The 20,432-nt window shown below is 72.3% G+C and carries 18 protein-coding genes and 1 pseudogene; 6 read left to right on the top strand and 13 right to left on the bottom strand.

The genetic code is table 11. From position 1 onward, the window contains the following. Window positions 1-737: pseudogene (locus VHA72_RS02310) on the bottom strand (ATP-dependent helicase); the annotation flags it as partial. A gap of 43 nt (window positions 738-780) precedes the next feature. Between VHA72_RS02310 and VHA72_RS02305 the strand changes: the two are divergent. Together VHA72_RS02305 and VHA72_RS02300 are read left to right on the top strand one after the other, a co-directional pair. Next, on the top strand, window positions 781-1,263 hold the full coding sequence (locus VHA72_RS02305; protein ID WP_325572833.1) for a glutathione peroxidase: 483 nt from the start codon (window positions 781-783) through the stop codon (window positions 1,261-1,263). 87 nt (window positions 1,264-1,350) lie between these two features. Continuing rightward, entirely contained in the window at window positions 1,351-2,838 is a 1,488-nt protein-coding gene (locus VHA72_RS02300) for a DHA2 family efflux MFS transporter permease subunit (RefSeq protein WP_325572832.1), read from the top strand. Between the two features lie 57 nt (window positions 2,839-2,895). Here the strand turns inward: VHA72_RS02300 and VHA72_RS02295 are convergent, their stop codons facing one another. The 3 genes from VHA72_RS02295 to VHA72_RS02285 all read right to left on the bottom strand — a co-directional run bounded on the left by VHA72_RS02295 (window position 2,896) and on the right by VHA72_RS02285 (window position 7,808). Next, complete coding sequence (locus VHA72_RS02295) at window positions 2,896-4,980, bottom strand: RecQ family ATP-dependent DNA helicase (RefSeq protein ID WP_325572831.1); 2,085 nt, start codon at window positions 4,978-4,980, stop codon at window positions 2,896-2,898. 9 nt (window positions 4,981-4,989) lie between these two features. Then, window positions 4,990-5,757 carry a 2-phosphosulfolactate phosphatase gene (locus VHA72_RS02290; RefSeq protein WP_325572830.1) on the bottom strand — a complete coding sequence of 256 codons (768 nt, stop codon included), beginning with the start codon at window positions 5,755-5,757 and terminating at the stop codon, window positions 4,990-4,992. A gap of 125 nt (window positions 5,758-5,882) precedes the next feature. Continuing rightward, on the bottom strand, window positions 5,883-7,808 hold the full coding sequence (locus VHA72_RS02285) for a M13 family metallopeptidase (protein ID WP_325572829.1): 1,926 nt from the start codon (window positions 7,806-7,808) through the stop codon (window positions 5,883-5,885). Between the two features lie 53 nt (window positions 7,809-7,861). Here VHA72_RS02285 and VHA72_RS02280 point away from each other — a divergent pair, with 53 nt between their 5' ends. Continuing rightward, entirely contained in the window at window positions 7,862-9,214 is a 1,353-nt protein-coding gene (locus VHA72_RS02280) for a hypothetical protein (RefSeq protein ID WP_325572828.1), read from the top strand. Between the two features lies 1 nt (window position 9,215). Here the strand turns inward: VHA72_RS02280 and VHA72_RS02275 are convergent, their stop codons facing one another. Together VHA72_RS02275 and VHA72_RS02270 are read right to left on the bottom strand one after the other, a co-directional pair. Continuing rightward, entirely contained in the window at window positions 9,216-10,421 is a 1,206-nt protein-coding gene (locus VHA72_RS02275) for a M15 family metallopeptidase (RefSeq protein ID WP_325572827.1), read from the bottom strand. Between the two features lie 32 nt (window positions 10,422-10,453). Continuing rightward, on the bottom strand, window positions 10,454-11,098 hold the full coding sequence (locus tag VHA72_RS02270) for a TetR/AcrR family transcriptional regulator (RefSeq protein WP_325572826.1): 645 nt from the start codon (window positions 11,096-11,098) through the stop codon (window positions 10,454-10,456). A gap of 104 nt (window positions 11,099-11,202) precedes the next feature. Between VHA72_RS02270 and ppgK the strand changes: the two genes are divergently transcribed. Then, window positions 11,203-11,994, top strand: coding sequence for a polyphosphate--glucose phosphotransferase (ppgK, locus tag VHA72_RS02265; RefSeq protein ID WP_325572825.1), 792 nt, complete (start codon window positions 11,203-11,205; stop codon window positions 11,992-11,994). A gap of 13 nt (window positions 11,995-12,007) precedes the next feature. On the opposite strand, the gene VHA72_RS02260 is transcribed toward ppgK, so the two are convergent. Continuing rightward, entirely contained in the window at window positions 12,008-13,462 is a 1,455-nt protein-coding gene (locus tag VHA72_RS02260; protein WP_325572824.1) for a pyridoxal phosphate-dependent decarboxylase family protein, read from the bottom strand. A gap of 100 nt (window positions 13,463-13,562) precedes the next feature. Here VHA72_RS02260 and VHA72_RS02255 point away from each other — a divergent pair, with 100 nt between their 5' ends. Beyond that, window positions 13,563-14,024: an Lrp/AsnC family transcriptional regulator gene (locus VHA72_RS02255; RefSeq protein ID WP_325572823.1), complete on the top strand. Its 462-nt coding sequence runs from the start codon at window positions 13,563-13,565 to the stop codon at window positions 14,022-14,024. Between the two features lie 44 nt (window positions 14,025-14,068). On the opposite strand, the gene VHA72_RS02250 is transcribed toward VHA72_RS02255, so the two are convergent. From VHA72_RS02250 to VHA72_RS02225, 6 genes are all read right to left on the bottom strand, one after another. Further along, complete coding sequence (locus VHA72_RS02250; RefSeq protein WP_325572822.1) at window positions 14,069-14,764, bottom strand: hypothetical protein; 696 nt, start codon at window positions 14,762-14,764, stop codon at window positions 14,069-14,071. 64 nt (window positions 14,765-14,828) lie between these two features. Then, window positions 14,829-15,440, bottom strand: a complete 612-nt coding sequence (locus VHA72_RS02245; RefSeq protein ID WP_325572821.1) for a nitroreductase family protein — start codon at window positions 15,438-15,440, stop codon at window positions 14,829-14,831. Between the two features lie 15 nt (window positions 15,441-15,455). Continuing rightward, entirely contained in the window at window positions 15,456-16,520 is a 1,065-nt protein-coding gene (locus VHA72_RS02240) for an ABC transporter ATP-binding protein (protein WP_325572820.1), read from the bottom strand. Continuing rightward, complete coding sequence (locus VHA72_RS02235) at window positions 16,517-17,347, bottom strand: ABC transporter permease (RefSeq protein WP_325572819.1); 831 nt, start codon at window positions 17,345-17,347, stop codon at window positions 16,517-16,519. The genes VHA72_RS02240 and VHA72_RS02235 overlap by 4 nt, the downstream gene beginning before the upstream one ends. Continuing rightward, entirely contained in the window at window positions 17,344-18,132 is a 789-nt protein-coding gene (modA, locus tag VHA72_RS02230) for a molybdate ABC transporter substrate-binding protein (RefSeq protein WP_325572818.1), read from the bottom strand. Before modA ends, VHA72_RS02235 begins: the two co-directional genes overlap by 4 nt. Continuing rightward, window positions 18,129-18,542, bottom strand: a complete 414-nt coding sequence (locus tag VHA72_RS02225) for a TOBE domain-containing protein (protein WP_325572817.1) — start codon at window positions 18,540-18,542, stop codon at window positions 18,129-18,131. Before VHA72_RS02225 ends, modA begins: the two co-directional genes overlap by 4 nt. A 155-nt stretch (window positions 18,543-18,697) precedes the next feature. Here VHA72_RS02225 and VHA72_RS02220 point away from each other — a divergent pair. Further along, on the top strand, window positions 18,698-20,432 hold a 1,735-nt coding region (locus VHA72_RS02220), incomplete at its 3' end, for a phosphatidylglycerol lysyltransferase domain-containing protein (protein WP_325572816.1).

Here is a 20,432-nt window from a genome sequence, read left to right as displayed (position 1 = left end):
CGGTCGAGCACCGGCCACACCTGGGCGGCGCCGCGCAGCGCGACCAGTGCGTGCGTGCGCGCGCGCTCGCCGAACCCGTGCTGCTCCCACGTCTCCTGCCACAGCCGGGCCGCGTCGGCGACGTGGAGGGGGTCGGCGTCGTCGTGCACCTGCGGCACCAGCCTGATGCTCCCGCCGACCAGCTCCTCCTCGTCGGCCTCCACCCGCAGCGAGACCGAGACCAGCTGCGGCAGCCCGGTCGGAGCGGTGACGTGGCGAGCCAGCCGGGCGCGCAGCCGCTCCTGGAAGCCTCCAGCCTCGAAGGCCGCGGCCCGACGCCGCTCGGGGGCGGGCGCGGCCCGCGGCATCGCATCGGCGACCGCGTCGAGGACGCCACGCACCAGCTGCTCGGCGGCGGCCACGTCGAGCTCGCCGTACGCCCTCGTCCTGGCCAGCTGCCGGACGCGGTCGACGTCGTCGCCGTCGACCACCGCCCGCCAGCACTCCTCGCCGGGCTCGATCCGATCGGGCTCGATCCGGCCGGCCGCGACCAGACGCAGGCCGAGCAGCACCGCCCCGGTCAGCAGCGCCACCGAGGGATGCAGGTCGTCGCGGCCGTGCGCCCTGCTCAGCACCGGGATCGCCGCCCGGATGGGCACCGCGGTGGTCAGCCGGCCGCCGAACTCGACCACGCCGTCACGCGGCGGCACCGCTGGTCGGAAGACCGCGGCGTCGGTGACGGAGTAGAGCGAGCTCATGAGCAGACCCTAGGCGAGGGGTACGACGGTTAGGCTCGCAGGCATGAGCATCCTGGACGCCCCCATCGCCCGCCTCGACGGCACCCCCACGACCCTCGGCGAGCTGACCGGTGGTCGGCCGGCGCTGCTGGTCAACGTCGCCTCCAAGTGCGGCCTGACCCCGCAGTACGCCGGCCTGGAGCGGATCGCCGAGGGACACCCGGACCTGGCCGTGGTCGGGTTCCCGTGCAACCAGTTCATGGGGCAGGAGCCGGGAACGCCGGAGGAGATCGCCGAGTTCTGCTCCTCGACGTACGGCGTGAGCTTCCCGCTGACCGAGAAGATCGAGGTCAACGGCGAGGGTCGCCACGAGATCTACGCAACGCTGACCCAAGCCCCCGACGAGACCGGCGCCACCGGCGACATCCAGTGGAACTTCGAGAAGTTCCTGGTGTCGGCGGACGGTGCGGTGGTCAACCGGTTCAGCCCGCGCACCGACCCGGAGGATCCGCGCGTCATCGGCGCGATCGACGCCCTGCTGGGGTGAGTACGGCCGCCCGGTGAGGCGAACGTCACCGGGTGATGTGAAATAACGAATCGAAGACTGTCACCGGTCCCACCTAGGGTGGGGCAGGTGACCGCAGAAATGGCTCCCGAGGCCCCCGCCGCCTCGGAGAAACTCGACGCCCGTGTGCTGATCGTGGCTGGCGTCGTGGTGCTCGGATCGATCATGTCGATCCTGGACATCACCGTCGTCAACGTCGGCATGGCGACGTTCATGAAGGCCTTCGACAAGACCCAGGCGCAGGTGGCCTGGGTCGCGACCGGCTACACCCTCGCCCTGGCCACGGTGATCCCGCTGACCGGCTGGGCGGCGGAGCGGTTCGGCACGAAGCGGCTCTACATGCTCGCGATCCTGCTCTTCGCGCTCGGCTCGGCGCTGTGCGCCACCGCGCCCAACCTCGAGGTGCTGATCGTCTTCCGGGTCCTGCAGGGCCTCGGCGGCGGCATGCTGATGCCGCTCGGCATGACCATCCTCACCCGGGCCGCCGGCCCCGAGCGTGTCGGACGGGTGATGGCGGTGCTCGGCATCCCGATGCTGCTCGGCCCGATCGGTGGCCCGATCCTGGGTGGCTGGCTGATCGACATCGCCTCCTGGCACTGGATCTTCCTGATCAACGTCCCGATCGGCGTCGTCGCACTGATCTACGCCGCGATGGCGCTGCCCAAGGACGATCCGCAGTCCTCGGAGACGTTCGACTTCGTCGGCATGCTGCTGCTCTCCCCCGGCCTGGCCACCCTGCTGTACGGCGTCAGCTCCATCCCGGCCGCCGAGGCGAAGCACGGCACCATGTGGACCGGCAACGTCGTGATCCCGGCGGTGATCGGCATCGCGCTGGTGGTTGCGTTCGTGCCGTGGGCGCTGCGCAAGGCCAACATCCACCCGCTGATGGACCTGCGGCTGTTCACCGACCGCAACATGACCGTCTCCGTGATCGCGATCGTGCTGTTCGCGGTCGCGTTCTTCGGCGCCAGCCTGCTGCTGCCGACGTACTTCCAGCAGGTGCGCGACGCCAGCCCGCTGCGCTCGGGCATCCTGCTCGCGCCGCAGGGCATCGGCGCCATGCTGACCATGCCGATGGCGGGCGTGCTCGCCGACAAGATCGGCGCCGGCAAGGTGGTCATCCCCGGCATCGCGCTGATCACCGTCAGCATGGTGATGTGGTCGCAGGTGTCGGACACCTCGTCGTACTGGTTCCTGCTCGGCGCGCTGTTCGTGATGGGCCTGGGCATGGGCTGCACAATGATGCCGATCTACTCCGCGGCGATGGCCACGCTGCGCGACCACACCATCGCGCGCGGCTCGACCCTGATGAACATCGTCCAGCAGATCGCCGCCTCGATCGGCACCGCGCTGTTCGCCGTGCTGCTCACCAACCAGGTCAAGGACAAGACCGGCCCCGGCGCCGTCGGCTCCCCGGCGCACCAGGCGGCCAGCGCCTACGGCGCGGTCTTCGTCGTGGCGGCGATCCTCGTCGCGATCGTGCTGATCCCGGCCTTCTTCCTGCCTCGCAGCAAGAAGGACGAGACCCAGCCACGGCCGGTCCACGTCGGCCACTGACCCACGCCGGTTCGGCCTCTCGCCGGCTCAGCCCTCCATGGGTCGGCCCTCCACGGGTCAGCTCTCCACGGCCAGCGTGAGCGGCAGCACGGCGGCGGCACCCGCCGCGCGCAGCTCCCGGGCGGCGATCGTGAGCGTCCAGCCGGTCACCACGCGGTCGTCGACCAGCAGCACCCGGGCGCCCTGCGGCAGCCGCGCCCGCAGGCCGGACCGGCGCGCGACGGCGGCGACCCGCTGGGCCGAGTTGGCCGCGCCGGCACCGGGTGGGATGCTCGGGTCGAGCAGCGCGAACATGCCCACCACCGGTCGCTGCAGGTAGCGGGAGAGCCCGTGGGCGAAATCGCCGACCAGCGCGGGCCGGGTGAGGGACTCGATCGCCACGATCGCGTCGACCTGGGGCCGCCAGTCGCCGAGGATCTCCACCACGGCGCGGGCCAGCGGCACCGGCACCGGGCCGTCCTCGGCGCGGAACAGCTCGCGCAGCGCCTGTCCGTGACCGAGGTCGGTGAGCCGGGCGATGGCGCGACCGGGCTCGGCGGCGTCGGCGATCTTGCCCCTGAGGTCGATGCCGAGGGTGGGCAGCGCCTGGGGCCACATCTTCCGCGGCTCGATGACCACGCCGGGTCGGGCCAGGCGCTCGCCGGCCTCGGCGACCGCCTCCTCGGAGACGCCGGTCGAGAGCACCAGCCCGCCGCAGTTGTCGCACCGCCCGCAGTCGGCCGCCTCGGGATCGTCGAGCTGCTCGCGCAGGTAGCGCATCCGGCACTGGGTGGTGGACAGATAGGCCAGCATGGCCTCCTGCTCGCGGGCCCGTGCCTCGGCGACCCGGGCGTAGCGCTCGGCGTCGTACTCCCACGGCCGGCCGGTCGCCGCCCAGCCTCCCTGAACCCGGCGCACCGCGCCGTCGACGTCGAGCACCTTGAGCATCGTCTCCAGCCGGGAGCGGCCGAGCTCGACGTGGGCCTCCAGCGCCGGCGTCGAGAGCGGCCGGCCCGCCTCGGCCAGGGTGTCGAGGGTGCGCCGGACCAGCTCCTCACGGGGGAACGCCAGCGAGGCGAAGTACGCCCAGATGTCGCGGTCCTCGGCGCCGGGCAGCAGGACCGCCGACGCATTGGCGATCGCGCCGCGGCCGGCACGACCGACCTGCTGGTAGTAGGCGACCGGCGAGGACGGCGCGCCCAGGTTGACCACGAAGCCGAGCGTGGCGTCGAAGCCCATCCCCAGCGCGCTGGTGGCCACCAACGCCTTGATCCGGCCGGCGGCCAGATCCTCCTCCAGCGCCTGGCGCTCGGTGGTCTCGGTCTGGCCGGAGTAGGCGGCCACGTGATGCCCGCGGGCACGCAGATAGCCCGCGACCTCCTGGGTGGCCGCCACGGTCAGGCAGTAGACGATCCCCGACCCGGGCTGCTCGGCCAGATGGTCGGCGAGCCAGGCCAGCCGCTGCTCGATGGTGGGCAGCCGGACCACGCCCAGTCGCAGGGACTCGCGGTCCAGCGATCCCCGCAGGACGAGTACGTCGGAGCCGAGCTGCTCGGCCACATCCGCGGTCACCCGCGCATTGGCGGTGGCGGTGGTCGCCAGCACCGGGATGCCCTCCGGGAGGTCGGCCAGCAGCGTGCGGATGCGGCGGTAGTCGGGCCGGAAGTCGTGCCCCCAGTCGGAGATGCAGTGCGCCTCGTCGACCACCAGCAGCCCGCAGGTCGCCGCCAGCCGCGGCAGCACCGCGTCGCGGAAGCCGGGGTTGTTGAGCCGCTCGGGGCTGACCAGGAGCACGTCGATCTCCCCGGCGTGGATCGACTGCTCGATCGCCGACCAGTCCTCGATGTTGGTGGAGTTGATCGTCGCGGCCCGGATCCCAGCCCGCTCGGCCGCCGCGATCTGGTTGCGCATCAGCGCCAGCAGCGGCGAGATGATCACCGTCGGCCCGGCGCCCTGGGAGCGCAGCAGCAGAGTCGCCACGAAGTAGACCGCCGACTTGCCCCAACCGGTCCTCTGCACCACCAGCGCCCGCCGGCGCTCCACCGCCAGGGCCGCGATCGCCGACCACTGGTCCTCGCGCAGGCGCGCGTCGTCGCTGCCGACCAGGGCACGCAGGTGTGCCTCGGCGGCAGCGCGGACATCGGTCGTGGTCTGCTCGGCCATGGCCCCTGTCTACCAGCGCCCGCCGACAGCCTCGTCCGCGCGGAAGGCACCGTCCACAAGCACGGGTACGACGGGACTGGCGCCGTACTCCCCCGCGATGGCCACGTCCGCGGCGAACCCCCTGTCGCTCAGCTCCCGACCGCTGACGCACGCGTGCAGGTCCTCGGGGAGCTCGGCGGCGCGGAAGGCGGCCGCCGCGGCGCGTGCCTCCGGGCTGGCGGAGAGCCCGGCCGCCAGCAGCCCGGCGACCACGGCACCGGCGCCCCACAGGTCCTCGACGGCCGGACGCAGGGTGTCGTCGGGCCAGCGCTCGCCGGCCGGGATGACGGCGACCGGCCCGGAATCGGAGCGTTCGGCGAGCCGGGCCGTGACGGCTGGAGCGTTGCGCAGGCAGGCGGCCACCACGGTGGCGCCCGAGCCGGCCAGCGCGGTGCTGATCGTGGAGCCGTTGGGCGAGGGCAGCACGATCCGCCTGACGCCCTCGACCCGGGCCATCGCGGCCGGGCTCAGACTCACGCCGGCCACCCCGTCACGCGCCGCCTCCAGCCGGCCGACGGCCAGGGTGGCTCCAACCTCGGCGGCGTACGCCGCGGCCCGCTCGTCCCGCCACCGGAACGGGTGCACCGCCATACCCCGCTCGACGGCGACGGTGACGGCCGTGGTGAAGGACAGCACATCCACCACCACGGCACAGGCAACGTCGCGGAGCGCCTCCGCCGCGGGCGCCCCCCACTCGAGCCGTACGTCGAAGGGTCGCTGGAGGTATTCGGGCCGCACGCGGGCTCAGTGTGCCACCGGCCGCCGCTTGTAACACGCTGTCCGGCGCACTAGAAGGTCGTTGCAGCGACCTTCTAGTGACGTGGACAGCGTGTTACATGTCCCGCACAGTCAGCGGCGAGGCCTCACCAGATCCCGACGCGGTCCCCCGGCTCGACCCACAGCCCGTCCCCGGGCTTGGTGGCGAAGAGCTCGTGGAACTCATCGAGATTGCGCACGATGTTGGCCCGGAACTCCGCCGGCGAGTGCGGGTCGACCGCGAGCAGCTGCTGCAGCTGCTCGGGGCGCCGCTTGCCGCGCCAGACGTAGGCCCAGTTCAAGAACAGCGACCGGCGCTCGTCCTCGGAGGCGTCGGGGCAGGCCAGCAGGAACGCCTTGTAGGCGATCGTCAGGCCGCCCAGGTCGCCGATGTTCTCGCCGACCGTCAGGGCGCCGTTGACGCGCTCCCCGGGCAGGTCGCGCAGCTCGAAGCCGTCGTACTGCGCGATCAGCGCCTTGGTCTTGACCTCGAACGCCGCCCGGTCGGCGTCGGTCCACCAGTTCTCCATGTTGCCGTCGCCGTCGTACTGCGAGCCCTGGTCGTCGAAGCCGTGACCGATCTCGTGCCCGATCACCGCGCCGATGCCGCCGTAGTTCTCCGCCAAAGTCGCCGACGGCGAGAAGAACGGCTTCTGCAGGATGCCCGCCGGGAAGCAGATCTCGTTGGTGCCGGGGTTGTAGTAGGCGTTGACCGTCTGCGGCAGCATGTGCCACTCGTCGCGGTCGACCGGACCGCCGAGCTTGCCGAGCTGCCGGTCGGTCTCGAAGACCGAGGCAGCCTGCACGTTGCCCAGCAGGTCGCCGCGGGAGATGGGCAGCGCCGAGTAGTCGCGGAACTTGACCGGATAGCCGATCTTCGGGGTGAACTTCGCCAGTTTGTCGAACGCGCGCTGCTTGGTCTCCGCGCTCATCCAGTCCAGCCCGGCGATCGACTGTCGGTAGGCCTCGATCAGGTTGGCGACCAGTTCGTCCATCATCGCCTTGGACTCGGGCGGGAAGTGCCGGGCGACGTACTCCTTGCCGACGGCCTCACCCAGCGCACCCTCGACCAGCGAGACGCCGCGCTTCCACCGCTCCCGCTGCTCCGGGGTGCCGTTGAGGGTGCGGCCGTAGAAGTCGAAGTTGGTCTCCACGAAGTCGTCGGTGAGGTACGGCGCGGCCCAGCGCAGCACGTGCAGCAGCAGCCACGACCGCCACTCCTCGACCGGGGTGTCCTGCAGCACCGTGCTCAGGTGGCTGAAGAACGACGGCTCGCGCACGATCGTCTCGCCGAGCACCTGTTCGGCCGACAGCTTCGCGCCGGAGAGGTTGGTGACGTAGGCGTCCCAGTCGAAGCCGGGGGCGAGATCGCGCAGTTGCGCCAGCGTGGTCAGGTTGTAGGTCTTCTGCCGGTCGCGGGTCTGCGTGCGCTCCCAGTGACCGGCGGCGATAGCGGTGTCGATCCGCAGTACCGCGGCCGCAGCCTCCTCCGGCGCGGCGTGCCCGCCCAGGGTGAAGAGCCGGGTGACGTAGTCGAGGTACTTGGCCCGGATCTCGGCGTACTTCTCGTCGCGGTAGTAGGACTCGTCGGGCAGGCCGAGGCCGCCCTGGAGCAGGTTGAGCAGGTAGCGGCTGGAGTCCTTGTCGTCGGTGTCGACGTAGGAGCCGAACAGGCCGTGGCCGCCGATCCGCTCGAACTCGCCCAGGAACGCCGCCAGATCGGCCACGTCCCGCAGCCCCTCCACGGCGGCGACCAGCGGGGCCAGCGGGGCGGTCCCGACCGCCTGGATGGTCTCCACATCCATGAAGGAGGCGTAGAGGTCGCCGATCTGCGAGCCCTCGGGCGCCCCCTCGATGATCTCGCGCACCTGCACCTCGGCCTCGTCGGCGAGCGCCACGAACGCGCCCACGCTGGCCTTGTCCGCCGGGAACTCGAACTCGCGCAGCCAGGTCCCGTTCACATGACCGAACAGGTCGTCTTGGGGCCGCACGGAAAGATCCATGCCCGAGAGGGCGTCATCGAGAGTCGTCACAGCACAAACCTAACCGCCCGAGGCACAATCCCTCGGGACGGGAAGGAGCGGCGATGCGGCGGGCGTACGCGATCGGGGCGTTGGCACTGGCGCTGGCCGGTACGACGGCACCCGCCCAGGGCGCCGGCACCAACGGCTGGACGAGGGTGAGCCAGGGTGCGGTCGACCTCGTCTCCCTCCCCGCCCTGGCCCGCACCGCCGACGGCTCGCTGCACGTGGCCTACGTGACCGACGTCGGCACCGGCAACAGCGCCCAGCAGGCGACCCTCGGTCGCGCCGGCTCCCTCGCCGGTACGGCGACCATCGCCGCGGGCTGGACGACGATCGACGACGACCCGCGGCTGGTGCCGGCCGGCGGCGTGCTGCATGCCGTGCTCGGCGGCCGCCAGACCGCTGCGGACGTCGGCCATCTCTACGACGCCACCAGCGGCGACGGGGTGACCTGGAGCACCGCCGTCGCGGTCGACGACAGTGCCACCTCCGCCGGCACGGCTGCAGCGGTGCTGCCCGACGGCCGGCTGCTCACCGCCCGGGCCACGTCCGGCGGCATCGCGCTGCGCGCGGGCGCGACCACCAGCACGCTCGCCACCCCGGGTCACGCCGCCAACGCCGGCCTGGTGGTGGCCGGCGGTGCGGTCTACGTCGCCTATGCGGTCCTCGACACCGCGCCCGGGATCTACGTGCGACAGGTCGACCCGACCAGCCTGGCAGCGGTCGGCCCGGCCATGCTCGCCCCCGGCTCGTCGACCGGCAACGCGATGGTCCTCACCGCCGAATCGACGCCGCTGGTGGCACGACCGGACGACAGCGTCTGGACGGCGTACTGCCTCGGCTATCCGACCTGCCACGCCACCGCCGTCTGGCGAGTGGGCAGCGCCGCGCCGCTCACCCTGAAGAGCGCGGCCGACCGTCCGCACGTGGCCCTGTCCACCACCGCCGACGGCCGGCTGTGGGTGGCCTGGAACCGTACCGGCACCACGCTGAGCGCGGCACGCAGCAACACCGCCGCGACGAGGTTCGGCGCGGTGGAGACGGTGCCACTGCCCTACGACGCCGCCTACGCGCTGGCCGCCGACGGCCGGCTCGGGCCGCTCGACGCGGTGGTCAACGCCGGCCAGGGCATCTTCAGTCGGCGGATCGAGCCCGGACTGAGCGTGCAGGCCAGGCCCAAGCACTGGAGGCACACCCGATCCGCGAAGGTGAAGGTGAAGGTGACCGACGCCGGCGCCCCGGTCAAGCACGCCAAGGTGAAGGCGAAGGGCACGGGCATCAAGGCGCGCTGCACCACCCACAAGAAGGGCACCTGCACGCTGCACCTGCGGGCCTCGGCGAAGAAGGGCAAGGTCGTGTTGACGGCCACCAAGAAGTCGTACGCCGCCGCCACCGGCAAGCTCAAGCGCAGATAGCTCAGCCGGGGTGGACGATCCGGTTCATCTCGAAGTGCATCGGGTCGGTGTAGTGCCAGGTCCCGCCCCAGGTGAAGCCCCACTTCTCGAAGATCTGCACCACGCCGCGGTCCATCTGACCGGCCGTGCCGCGGGCGTTCTCGGGGGCGTTGATGTCGATCGCCAGCCCGAAGGCGTGGTTGGACAGCGAGGACGACCCGGCGATGAAGCGCGGGTTGTAGCACCCGGCGGTGCTGTGGATCTTCGAGGCCAGCCCGCGCGCGACGACCTCCGCCAGGGCGGCCTTGAGCTGCGGGAAGAGCAGCCTGTTGCAGGTCACCCGGCCCAGGATCGGCACCGTCTCGGTGGTGATGTGCGCCTGGACCCAGGCGGGATCCGGAGCGATCCGGCCACCGCCGAGCACCCGGTAGGTGTAGCGGCCGACCGCATCGGCGACGGAGCCGACGACGTACGCGATCTGGACGGCGCCCGGGTCCAGGCCGTCGCGGGCGACCACGTCGAGCCGCTGCACCGACGCCGCGGAGCCGAGCAGGGCCTGCAGCGGCTTGACCACCTGCTCGGGCGAGGTGATCGAGGTGGAGACGATGACCGCGTTGTCGGCAGGCAGCCCCAGCGCCTTGCCCCAGGCGGTGTTGACCACCGCGTCGACCAGGCCGGGGATCTGCGGAGCGTAGGCGCCGATGTGGATCTTCGGCGCGCTGCTGGCCGAGCCCATCTTCCAGTAGCCCTGGGCGTCGGGCGGCAGCTGCTTCTTCAGCTTGGGCCGCACCGCCAGCTCGCCGCCGGCGACCCGGTCCCACACCTGGGTGGCGTCGGCGGAGGCCAGCGGCGTGTAGGCCCGGTAACTGCCCGGGTCGACGGCGACCACGTTGAGCAGCTTGTCCTCGATCGAGACCTCGCCGATGGAGAGCTGCTCGATGCCGGTCACGCCATGGATGGCCTTGATCCTGGCGATGGTCGCGGCGCTGAGGGTGCCCTCCGCGCGCACCAGGATGTCCGCGGAGTGCAGGTCGCCGGTCAGCGGCCCGGGCGCGGGTACGGCGTGGGCCGGGTCGGCGACCGGGACCGGCGAGCCGGTAACGCTCGGCGTACTCCCGGAGGGATCCGGCGAGGACGACGCCGAGGGATGCGCGGCGGGGCCGGACACGCCGCATCCGCTCAGCCAGCCACTCAGCGCCAGCGCGCCCGCCAGGCACGCGGCAGCCACCCTCCGGTTCATCACACCCCCGAGGCAGAAGCCTACGCGAGCTGGAAGACCCGCTCCGCGATCCAGGCCAGGCTCTCCGCGGTGAGCGCGGGTGTCGAGGCCGGCTGCATCAGGTAGCTGAGCACCATCCGGACGTAGGCGTCGATCACGATTTCCAACTCGAGCGGGTTGAAGGGATGCTCGTACGCCGAGAGCCGGTCGCGGATCACCGCCGTGACGGCCGCGAACAGCGGCGCGCTGTGGGTGGTCAGCAGCGGCAGGAACTCGGTCTCCGCGCCGGTCGTGGCCGAGGCGATGGCCCGCAGCAGCGCACTGTGCTCGCCGAGCTCCAGGGTGTCCTGAGTGGCCTGCTTGATGCCGGCGATGACGTCGTCGGGGTGGGCGTCGAACGCCGCGTTGATACAGGTGAGGAAGCGGTCCAGCTCGCGCATCGTCATCTCGGTGGCGAGGTCGCTGCGGGTGCCGATCTCGTTGTAGACCGTCTGTCGGGCGACCCCGGCCGCCTCCGCCACCCGGGTGATCGTGACCGCCGACCAGCCCTCGGTGACGGTCAGCTCGACCGCCACGTCGAGCAGCCGGTCGCGACCGATCCGCTCGCGCTTGGTCCGCTTCGCCGGGCCGTCCACTCGCTGCTCAGGCACCATGAGATCTCCGAGCGTGAGTGGGTCGTCGGGCATGGGGGCCATCGTAGAGGTCGCGGGCGTCACCGGAGGGTGACTCCGGTGAACGGCACCCGCCGATCCGGGCCGGACCAGACCAGGCGTTTGCGAGACTGGAACTCATGAGCTCCTCCCAACCCTTCGGCATCGACTTCGGCGGCACCGGGATCAAGGGAGCGCCAGTGGATCTCTCCCGGGGCGACTTTGCCAACGAGCGAGTGCGCTTCAAGACACCCCACAAGTCCACACCGCGGGCGATCGCCGACATCTTCGTCGAGCTGCTGGCCGCCTTTCCGGCGTGCACCGGGCCGGTCGGGGTGACGGTACCCGGCGTGGTGCGGCACGGTGTCGTGCACACCGCCGCCAACATCGACCGCGCCTGGATCGGCACCGACGCCGACGCGCTGTTCACCGCCGCGACAGGCCGCGACGTGCATGTGGTCAACGACGCGGACGCCGCCGGTCTGGCCGAGGTCCGCTACGGTGCCGCGCGCGGCCGCCGCGGCCTGGTCATCGTGACCACGCTCGGCACCGGGATCGGCTCGGCGTTCCTGTACGACGGCGTGCTGATCCCCAACTCCGAGCTCGGGCACCTCGAGATCGACGGCCACGACGCCGAGACCCGTGCCTCCAACCGCGCCCGGGAGAAGGACAACCTGTCCTGGCATGAGTGGGCCAAGCGACTGCAGAGGTACTACCGCACCCTGGAGCAGCTCTTCTCCCCCGACCTCTTCGTGGTCGGTGGCGGTGTCTCCAAGCAGTCGGCCCAGTTCCTGCCGCTGCTCGACCTCGACACCGAGATCGTCCCGGCCACCTTGCGCAACAATGCCGGCGCCGTGGGTGCTGCGCTGTACGCCGCCGAAGCGGAGATGGTCCGGGGCACAGATCGGGGATTGCCCACCAGCAGCCCCTGATCCGCGCCCCGGACTACCCGGACATGCCGGGTTGGCTGCCGAGCTCCGCGGCCACCGGGAGGATCAGGTCGACGTCCTCGCTGGTGGTGCGGAAGTTGACGAAGCAGACCCGCAGGCAGGTGTGTCCGTCGACCACGGCGGGGGCCAGGAAGACGCGGCCGTCGCGCTGCATCGCTCGGGCGAGCCGCTCGTTGTGGGCGTCGAGCCGATCGGCGGGAAGCCCCGGCGGGACGTGTCGGAAGCAGACGGTCGACAGCATCGGCTCGTGGAGCAGTTCGAACTCGGGATGGGCCCGGACGGCCTCGGTCAGGCGCGCGGCATGGTGCAGGGTGCCCTCGATCCAGGCACGGAACCGATCGGCGCCGTACACCCGCATCGACAGCCACAGGCGCAGTGACCGGAAGGGGCGGGAGTACTCGAAGGTGGAGTCGACCGGGTTGCCGGTGTCCTCCTCGTGCAGCATGTAGCGCTCCTCGTGGCCGAACGCGGCGCGCAACGCGTGCGGGTGCCGCAGCAGGATCGCGCTGCAGCTCTTCTGCATCCCCAGCCACTTGTGTGCGTCGATGGTCACCGAGTCGGCGCGATCCAGACCGGCGAACCAGTGCCCGGCGGTCGCGGTCGCCGCTGCGGGAAGCCCGTAGGCGCCGTCGACGTGCAGCCAGACGCCGTGCTCGCTGCACACGTCCGCGATCGCCTCCAGCGGATCGACCGCTCCGGTGAGCGTGGTGCCCGCGGTGGCGGCCACCGCGATCGGCGTGATGCCTTCGGCGCGGTCGCGCGCGACGGCGTCCGCGAGGGCGTCGACGCGCATCCGGCGGCGGTTGTCGGTCGGGACGCGACGCAGCGCCCGACGCCCCAGACCGATGGCCTCCACCGCCCGAACGATGGAGTGGTGGGCCTCCTCGGAGCAGTAGACCACGGCGCGGCGACCGGCGATGCCGTGCTCCCGGGCGCCGGGCAGCGCCTGCTCCCGAGCGGCCAGCAGTGCGGTCAGGTTCGACGTCTGGCCTCCCGAGGTGAAATGCCCCTCGGCGGCGGGAAAGCCGACGAACTGCGCGATCCAACGCACCGCCTGCCGGTCCAGCAGGTCCGCGGCGCCGGCAGCGGTGGCCAGGTTGGCGTCGTAGGCGGCGGCCAACGCCGAGGCCAGCACGCTGGTCTCCAGGCCGCTGGAGCCGACGTAGGCGACGAACAACGGACGCGACGGGGTGATGCTGGCCTCCAACACCTGCACGGCGTCGTCGAGCGCGGCGTGCAGGTCGCCGGGGTCGGCGGGCAGGGCGGCGCTGAGCCGGGAGACGAGCTCCGGGTCGGCCTCCGGCTCGTGAGCGCGGGGGCGGTCGAAGGAGGCCCACGCCGCGGCGAGGTAGCGGGACAGGTCGCGCAGTACGCCGTCGCGGTCGGCCAGTTGGGATCCGGGACGGGATGCGCGGCGGTCGGCGGGATCCCCGGTCGATGCGGTGCTCATGCCAGCCAGCCTGCGCGATGCTGCGCATCGGCACAACAGCTAGCGCGGCAACTGAGCACAACCCACCGGATTGGCATGGAAATGTGGCAATGTGCTCAGCATGGATGCGCTCGACGCCCGGATTCTGCTTGCCCTGGACGATGACCCCGATGCCACCAGCCTCGAACTGGCCCGGCGGCTGGGCATCGCTCGCAACACCCTGTCCGCGCGGCTGACGCGGCTGCGGGCCGGCGGCGCGATCGGTCAGTACAGCCGCCGGGTCGACCCCGGTGTGCTGGGTCGGGGCCTGGTCGCCTTCATCTCGGTCGAGCTCAGCCAGACCACCGGGCGCCGGGCCACCGCCGCGCTCCGCGCCGTGCCCGAGGTGGTCGAGATGCACGCCATCACCGGCGAGGCCGACCTGCTCCTCAAGGTCGTCGCCCGCGACACCTCGGACCTCCACCGCATCACCGGCGACCTGCTGGCGGTGCCCGAGGTGGTCCGGACCAGCACCGTCATCTCCCTGTTGGAGGAGATGCCGTTCCGTGTCCGGCCCCTCCTCGAGCAGGCCGCACAGGGCTGATCAGGCCGGGCGTGCCGGCCTGATCGCCTGCTTCCCGGCGTCGATCACCGCGCCGCGACGTGGCGGTGGTGGCCCGGCCAGTGCAGCCGGTGCCCCCGGCCGTCGGCCCGGCCCGTCCGTGCCGCGGTCGCGCCGGTCCCCTCGGTCGCGTCGTAGCCCGGTCGGCCCGTCATCGTCGGTGCGGTGGCCCGCTCGTCGTACGGCTCGCCGGCTACCGGCCCGGCCGCCCACTCCGCCTCGCGTACGCCGAGGACGGCGAACCGGCCGAGCGCGAGCGCCGCGAAGAAGACGATCACCGCGCCGAGCCCACCGAAGAAGCCGAGGTATTCGACCGCCTGGCGAGTCGTGCCACCGACCGGGCCGCCCACCGTCGGGCTGCCCCAGATCGACGACAGCGGCATCCCCAGCACGAACCAGGCGCCGCTCACCGCGGCGAGCCAGCCGCCGAACATCGCGGCCAGCCGGTTGGCACTGCCGAGGGTCAGCAGGCCCCCGAGGAAGGCGCCGGCGCCGGGCAGGATCTCCAGGAGGAGCCTGCCGGTCGTGTAGTCCCACGTGTTGTCGGGCGCATAGGCATAGTGCCAGTAGGGCCCGATGAACGGGATCAGGGCGCCCCAGGCGCCGAGCAGCATGAGCAACAAACCACTGATGGCCCCGCGGCTGCGCGGAACCCGCATCATCCCGGCCATGTCGATCACCTTCTGGAAGAGACGTTGGTCAATCCGGGTAACCCCCTCCATGGTTGCTCGCGGTGCGCCCGCGCTCAAATGCCGCGTGCTCACCCGGTTCGATCCGGCGTCGGCGCTAGCTCCAGGGCAGCCCCCAGCGCTCGCCGTACACGAACTGGTCGAGCGGCTTGCGGGTTCGGTCGCGCTGCTCGCGAGCGACGTCGTCGGGGGAGACCTCGTCGGGGTTGCCGCGCACCCCGACCGCGATGCCGGTCAGCAGCTGGAAGTGCGCGGGTACGCCGAGGGCGGCGGCGACCGCCTCGTGGTCGAAGCCCGCGAACTGGTGCACCCACAGCCCCAGCGACGCGGCCTGCACGGTCAGGTGCGCCGCGGCCTGGCCGAGGTCGTAGTAGGAGTACGTCGCCCACTTCGGGCCGTTGCCCTCCGGATCCGGCCCGATCTGGGCGAGCGCGAGGAAGACGACCGAGGCCCGCGGCACCCACCCGGAGTTGCCCCGGGACAGGTGCTCGACCAGTGCCCGGTGGGCGGCGTTGCCACGCTCGGCGACGATGAACGCCCAGGGCTGGCCGTTGCCTGCGCTCGGCGCCCACTGCGCGGCATGCAGCAGCGTGGCGATCTGGTCCTTGCTCAGCGTGTGGCCGGCGTCGAAGACGCTGATGCTCCACCGCTCGCGGAGATGGTCGGTGAGGCCCTCGGCCCCGGCCCCAGGTGCTCGTCGCTTCGTCATGTCGCCATTGTGCACTCAGCCAGTAGACAATCCGGGCGCGGGGTAGGCGCTGATCTCGGTGGCCTTGGCGCTCACCCACACCTCACTGCCCGGCGCCACCCCGAGATCCGCGATGGCCGCGGCGGTGACGTCGACCAGCGTGTCGGGTGGCCCGGCGACGGTCACCCGGATCCGGTCGCCGAGCGGGGCCAGCGCCGCGATCCGCCCCGCCCAGCGGTTGCGGGCGCTGGTGTCGTGCGGCTCGGTGGCGTGCAGGGTCAGCGCCGAGGGGCGCACCGCCGCCAGCACCCGGCCCGTCGGCGCGTCGGCGACGGTGAGCGATCCGCCGCCGTCGAGGCTGACCACCCCGTCACTCGCCGTACCGGCGAAGAGGTTCATGCCCACCATCCGGGCGACGTACGGCGTGGCCGGGCGGCGGGTGATGTCCGCCGTACTCCCCTCCTGGGCGACCCGGCCGCTCTCCAGCACGACCACCCGGTCGGCGAGCAGCAGCGCCTCGATCGGGTCATGGGTGACCAGCACGGTGGGCTGCTCGACCTCGCGCAGGTGAGTGCGCAGCTCGCCCTGCACCTCGGCGCGCGTCTGGATGTCCAGCGCCGCCAGCGGCTCGTCGAGCAGCAGCGCCCGCGGCCCCGCGGCGAGCGCACGGGCCAGTGCCACCCGCTGACCCTGACCGCCGGAGAGCGCGGCCGGGCGACGCCGGGCCAGGTCGGCCAGTCCCAGCCGGTCCAGCCACTCCCGCGCGATGCGGTGCGCCTCGGCCCGACCGACCCCGCGCGAGCGCAGCCCGAACGCGACGTTGTCGAGCACCCGCAGGTGCGGGAAGAGCCGGTGGTCCTGGAACACCACGCCGACCCGGCGCTCCTCGGCCGGCACGAACGTGCTCGCGTCGTCGACGACCACGCCGCCGATGGCGACGTGGCCGGCGTCGATGCGCTGCAGGCCGGCGATCGAGCGCAGCAGCGTCGACTTGCCGGCGCCGTTGGGTCCCAACAGCGCCGTCACCTCACCGGGCTCGACCCGCAGCGCCGCCTCCAGCACGAAGGAGCCGTTGCTGGCCCGGCAGTCGACGTCGATCACGACGCCACCCCGCGCAGCCAGCGCTCGCGCAACGCGACCAGCACCACGATCGCGATCAGCATCATCGGCAGGCTCAGCGCGACCGCATCCTCGGGACTGCTCTGGAACGCCGTGAGCACGCCGGTCGGCGCGGTCTGGGTGTAGTCCATGACGTTGCCGGCGAAGAGCATCGTCGCACCGAACTCCCCCAGCGCCCGCGCCCAGCACAGCACCATCCCGGAGATGAGGGAGGGCACCGCGAGCGGCAGGGTGACGTGGGTGAAGACACGGGTACGGCGGGCGCCCAGGGTGGCCGCGGCCTCCTCCAGGCCGACGTCGGCGGACCGGAAGGCGCCCTCCAGCGTCACCACCAGGAACGGCATCGCCACGAACGTCTGGGCCAGCACCACCGCGGTCGGGGTGAACGACAGCGACCACCCGAACGTGTCGTAGAGCCAGGTGCCGACCAACCCGCGCCGGCCGAAGGCGAGCAGCAGCGCCAGGCCCCCGACCACCGGCGGCAGCACCAGCGGCATGGTCACCGCGCCGCGCAGCAGCCCGCGGCCCGGGAACCGCACCCGGGCCAGCAGCCAGGCCAGCGGCACGCCCAGCACCGCCGCCACCCCCGTCGTGACCAGGGAGGCGAGCACCGAGAGCCGCACCGCCGCCGCGACGTCGATGCCGTCGGCGCTGTCGGCGTGGGAGTAGATCGAGACCAGGTGGCTCCACGGTGCCCGCACCAGCAGTGCGACGGTCGGCAGCACCAGGAAGGCGACGCCGATCAGCGCCGGCGGAACCAGCAGCAGCGGCGGCCGCTGGCTCCGCCGTACCCCCTGGGGCGACCTCACGGAGCGCTGAAGCCCGCGGCGGCGAGGACCTTCTGACCGTCCGACGACTCGACGTAGGAGACGAACGCGTTGGCCAGGTCCTTGTTCTTCGAGCCGCTCAGGGTGGCGATCGGGTACTCGGTGGTGCCGTTCTGGTCGGTCGGGATCTCGACGCCGGTGACCTTGTCGCCGGCCGCCTTCACGTCGGTGACGTAGACGATGCCGGCGTCGACCTCACCGCTCTGCACCACGGCCAGGGTGGTCTTGACGTCCGGCTCGGAGGCGGCCGGGGTGACCGAGACGCCGGTCTTCTGGAACAGCTGCTGAGCCAGCGCGCCGCACGGCGCGGTCGGCACGCACAGCGCGACCTTGACCTTGGCCAGGTCGGCCAGGCCGGTGATGTGCTTCGGGTTGCCCGGTGGGGTGGCGATCTCGGCGGTGTTGGACACGAAGTTGGTCGACGTGGTGGCGTCACCGGCCTTGAGCACCGACTGCATGTTCGTCGGCGACGCCGAGGCGAACACGTCGGCTGAGCCGCCCTGGGTGATCGAGGTGGCCAGGTCGCCACTGGAGCCGAACTGGAAGACGATGTTCGTGCCCGGATGCGCCTTCTTGAAGTCGGTGGCGATCTGGTTGAACGCCCCGGTCAGCGACGAGGCCGCGAAGACGGTGATGCTGCCGCTGAGCTGGCCGCTCCCGCCGCTGGACTGGGACGCCGACGCGTCGTTCCCCGACGAGCCGCCGCAACCGGCCAGGCCGGTCAGGGCCACCGGCAGGGCCAGGGCGAGTGCTGCGATCTTCCTCATGGGGTCTCCTTCGGCCTCTCGATCACGACGGTGGTGGACTTGATCGACGCGATCGCCCGCACGCCCGGCTCCAGGCCGAGATCGTCGGCGGCCTCGCGGCTCATCAGCGACACCACCCGGAACGGCCCGCACTGCATCTCGACCTGCGCCATCACGGTGTCGCGCACGACGTTGGTGACCAGCCCCACCAGCCGGTTGCGAGCCGAGGTGTGACTGGTGCCGTCCGGGTCGGCGAGGGTCGAGGACTCGGCCAGCTCCTGGGCGAGCGCCGCCAGCCGGGCGCCGTCCACGACCTGCCGGCCGCTGGCGTCGGTGGAGACCTCGAGCCGGCCGGAGGCGGCCCAGCGGCGCACGGTGTCGTCGCTCACGCCGAGCAGCTCGGCTGCCTCCCGCAATCGATACGCACCCACGGCAAGGGAACCTAGCAGCGCTCCGCAGATACGGATATACCCTGCCCGGCTGATCCTCAGATGCGTCGATCTCCGACCTCCGATCCGAGCGTCCTCGGCTCTCGCCGTCCCGCCGATCAGGCGGACGGCAGGTTGCTCGCCTAGCCTCTGCTCCCGTGACCCCGCTACGCCGCCTGCTCGCCGCCCTGCGGACGCCACTGTGGATCAGCCGGCTGGTCATGTTGGTGGGTGTCGTCACCGTCGCGTCGGCGCTGATGCCCGCCGTGCACGCCCGCCTGCACCTGGTCTACGAGATGGTGCCCGATGTCTTCCCCGCAGCCGCCGACACCGGCGCCGCCGCCGTCGGCGTGATCCTGGTGGTGCTGGGCTGCGCGCTGCGCCGCGGCAAGTTCCGCGCCTGGCTGCTGGCCACCGTGCTCTCGGCGACCGCCGTCGTGCTGCACCTGCTCAAGGGCCTCGACGTCGAAGCGGCAGCGCTGTGCCTGCTGCTGACGGTGCTGTTGCTGCGCGCCCGCGGCGAGTTCACCGCCCGCACCGACATGCGCTCGCGGTCACGCCTGCTCGCCGTCCTCGTCGTCGGCCCCCTGGTCGCCACCGGGCTCGGCTTCGGCCGGCTCACCCTGGTCGACGCCGGCCAGGCCGACGGTACGACGGCGGGCCAGCGGCTGGCCGAGGCGTTCCTCGGGCTGGTCGGCATCCCGGGCCCGGTGGTGTTCACCCGGCCGGAGAAGGCGGACCAGGCGGCCGTCGCCCTCGCCGTACTCGGGGCGATCGTGCTGCTGCTCGCGGTGCTCGCCGCGATGCGCCCGCCCGGCGGTCCGCACCGGCCCGACGCCGGCGAGCGCGACCGACTGCGTGGCCTGCTGGCGAAGTGGGGCTGGATGGACTCGCTGGGCTACTTCGCGCTGCGCGAGGACCGCTACGTCATCTTCGAGCCCGCCGGCCGGGCGGCGATCAGCTATCGGGTGGTGGGCGGCGTGACACTCGCCGGCGGCGACCCGATCGGGGAGCCGGCCGCCTGGGGCGACGCGATCGCGGCCTGGTTGGCCGAGGCCAGAGCCTACGGCTGGACGCCGGCCGCGCTCGGTTCGAGCGAGCGCGGCGCGACGGCGTTCCACCGGGCCGGCCTGGAATGCCTGGAGCTCGGCGACGAGGCGGTGGTCCGCACCGCCGAGTTCAGCCTGAGCGGGCGGCCGATGCGCGGCGTACGCCAGGCCGTGGCCCGCTGTCAGCGGGCCGGCATCACCGTGGCGGTGAACCGGACGTCCGACCTGACGCCGGCCGAACTCGCCGAGGTCGGCGCGAAGGCCGACGAGTGGCGCGACGGCCAGGTGGAGCGCGGCTTCTCGATGGCGCTGGGCCGGCTCGGCGATCCGCAGGACGGCGAGGCGGTCCTGGTCAGGGCTTTCGGGCCCGACGGGCTGGCCGGGCTGCTGCACCTCGTGCCGTGGGGTCCCGAGGGCCTCTCGCTCGACCTGATGCGGCGCAGCCGTGGCGGCGAGAACGGCATCGTCGAGACCATGGTCGCCGGCCTGATGGCCGCGGCGCCCCGGCTCGGCGTGGAGCGGGTCTCGCTCAACTTCGCGGTCTTCCGCAGCGTGTTCGCGCGCGGAGAGCGGCTGGGGGCGGGACCGGTGCTGCGGCTGTGGCGCGGCATCCTGCTGTGGGTCTCCCGGTTCTGGCAGATCGAGTCGCTCTACCGCGCCAACGCGAAGTACCAGCCCGAGTGGGTGCCGCGCTACCTGGTCTTCGCCGCCTCCGGCGACCTGCCCCGGATCGCGACCGCCGCGCTGCGTGCCGAGGCGTTCTTGGTGATGCCGACGCTCGGCCGGCGGAGGCGGCCGGGGGCGGGGCCCGCGACGGGGCCCGAGGAATCGGCGACCGTGGCCG

Origin of the sequence: Nocardioides sp. (genome assembly GCF_035547795.1) — a bacterium.
Lineage (GTDB): Bacteria > Actinomycetota > Actinomycetes > Propionibacteriales > Nocardioidaceae > Nocardioides.
The sequence above is the reverse complement of the archived record's forward strand: the minus strand, read 5'-3'. Positions and strand labels throughout refer to the sequence as shown.

What these genes read in the sequence shown, in the direction of transcription:
- VHA72_RS02260 (WP_325572824.1), bottom strand. Translation starts at nt 13,462, where the DNA reads ATGAGCACCGCATCGACCGGGGATCCCGCCGACCGCCGCGCATCCCGT.
- VHA72_RS02250 (WP_325572822.1), bottom strand. Translation starts at nt 14,764, where the DNA reads ATGGAGGGGGTTACCCGGATTGACCAACGTCTCTTCCAGAAGGTGATC.
- VHA72_RS02305 (WP_325572833.1), top strand. Translation starts at nt 781, where the DNA reads ATGAGCATCCTGGACGCCCCCATCGCCCGCCTCGACGGCACCCCCACG.
- VHA72_RS02245 (WP_325572821.1), bottom strand. Translation starts at nt 15,440, where the DNA reads ATGACGAAGCGACGAGCACCTGGGGCCGGGGCCGAGGGCCTCACCGAC.
- ppgK (WP_325572825.1), top strand. Translation starts at nt 11,203, where the DNA reads ATGAGCTCCTCCCAACCCTTCGGCATCGACTTCGGCGGCACCGGGATC.
- modA (WP_325572818.1), bottom strand. Translation starts at nt 18,132, where the DNA reads ATGAGGAAGATCGCAGCACTCGCCCTGGCCCTGCCGGTGGCCCTGACC.
- VHA72_RS02280 (WP_325572828.1), top strand. Translation starts at nt 7,862, where the DNA reads ATGCGGCGGGCGTACGCGATCGGGGCGTTGGCACTGGCGCTGGCCGGT.
- VHA72_RS02255 (WP_325572823.1), top strand. Translation starts at nt 13,563, where the DNA reads ATGGATGCGCTCGACGCCCGGATTCTGCTTGCCCTGGACGATGACCCC.
- VHA72_RS02270 (WP_325572826.1), bottom strand. Translation starts at nt 11,098, where the DNA reads ATGCCCGACGACCCACTCACGCTCGGAGATCTCATGGTGCCTGAGCAG.
- VHA72_RS02295 (WP_325572831.1), bottom strand. Translation starts at nt 4,980, where the DNA reads ATGGCCGAGCAGACCACGACCGATGTCCGCGCTGCCGCCGAGGCACAC.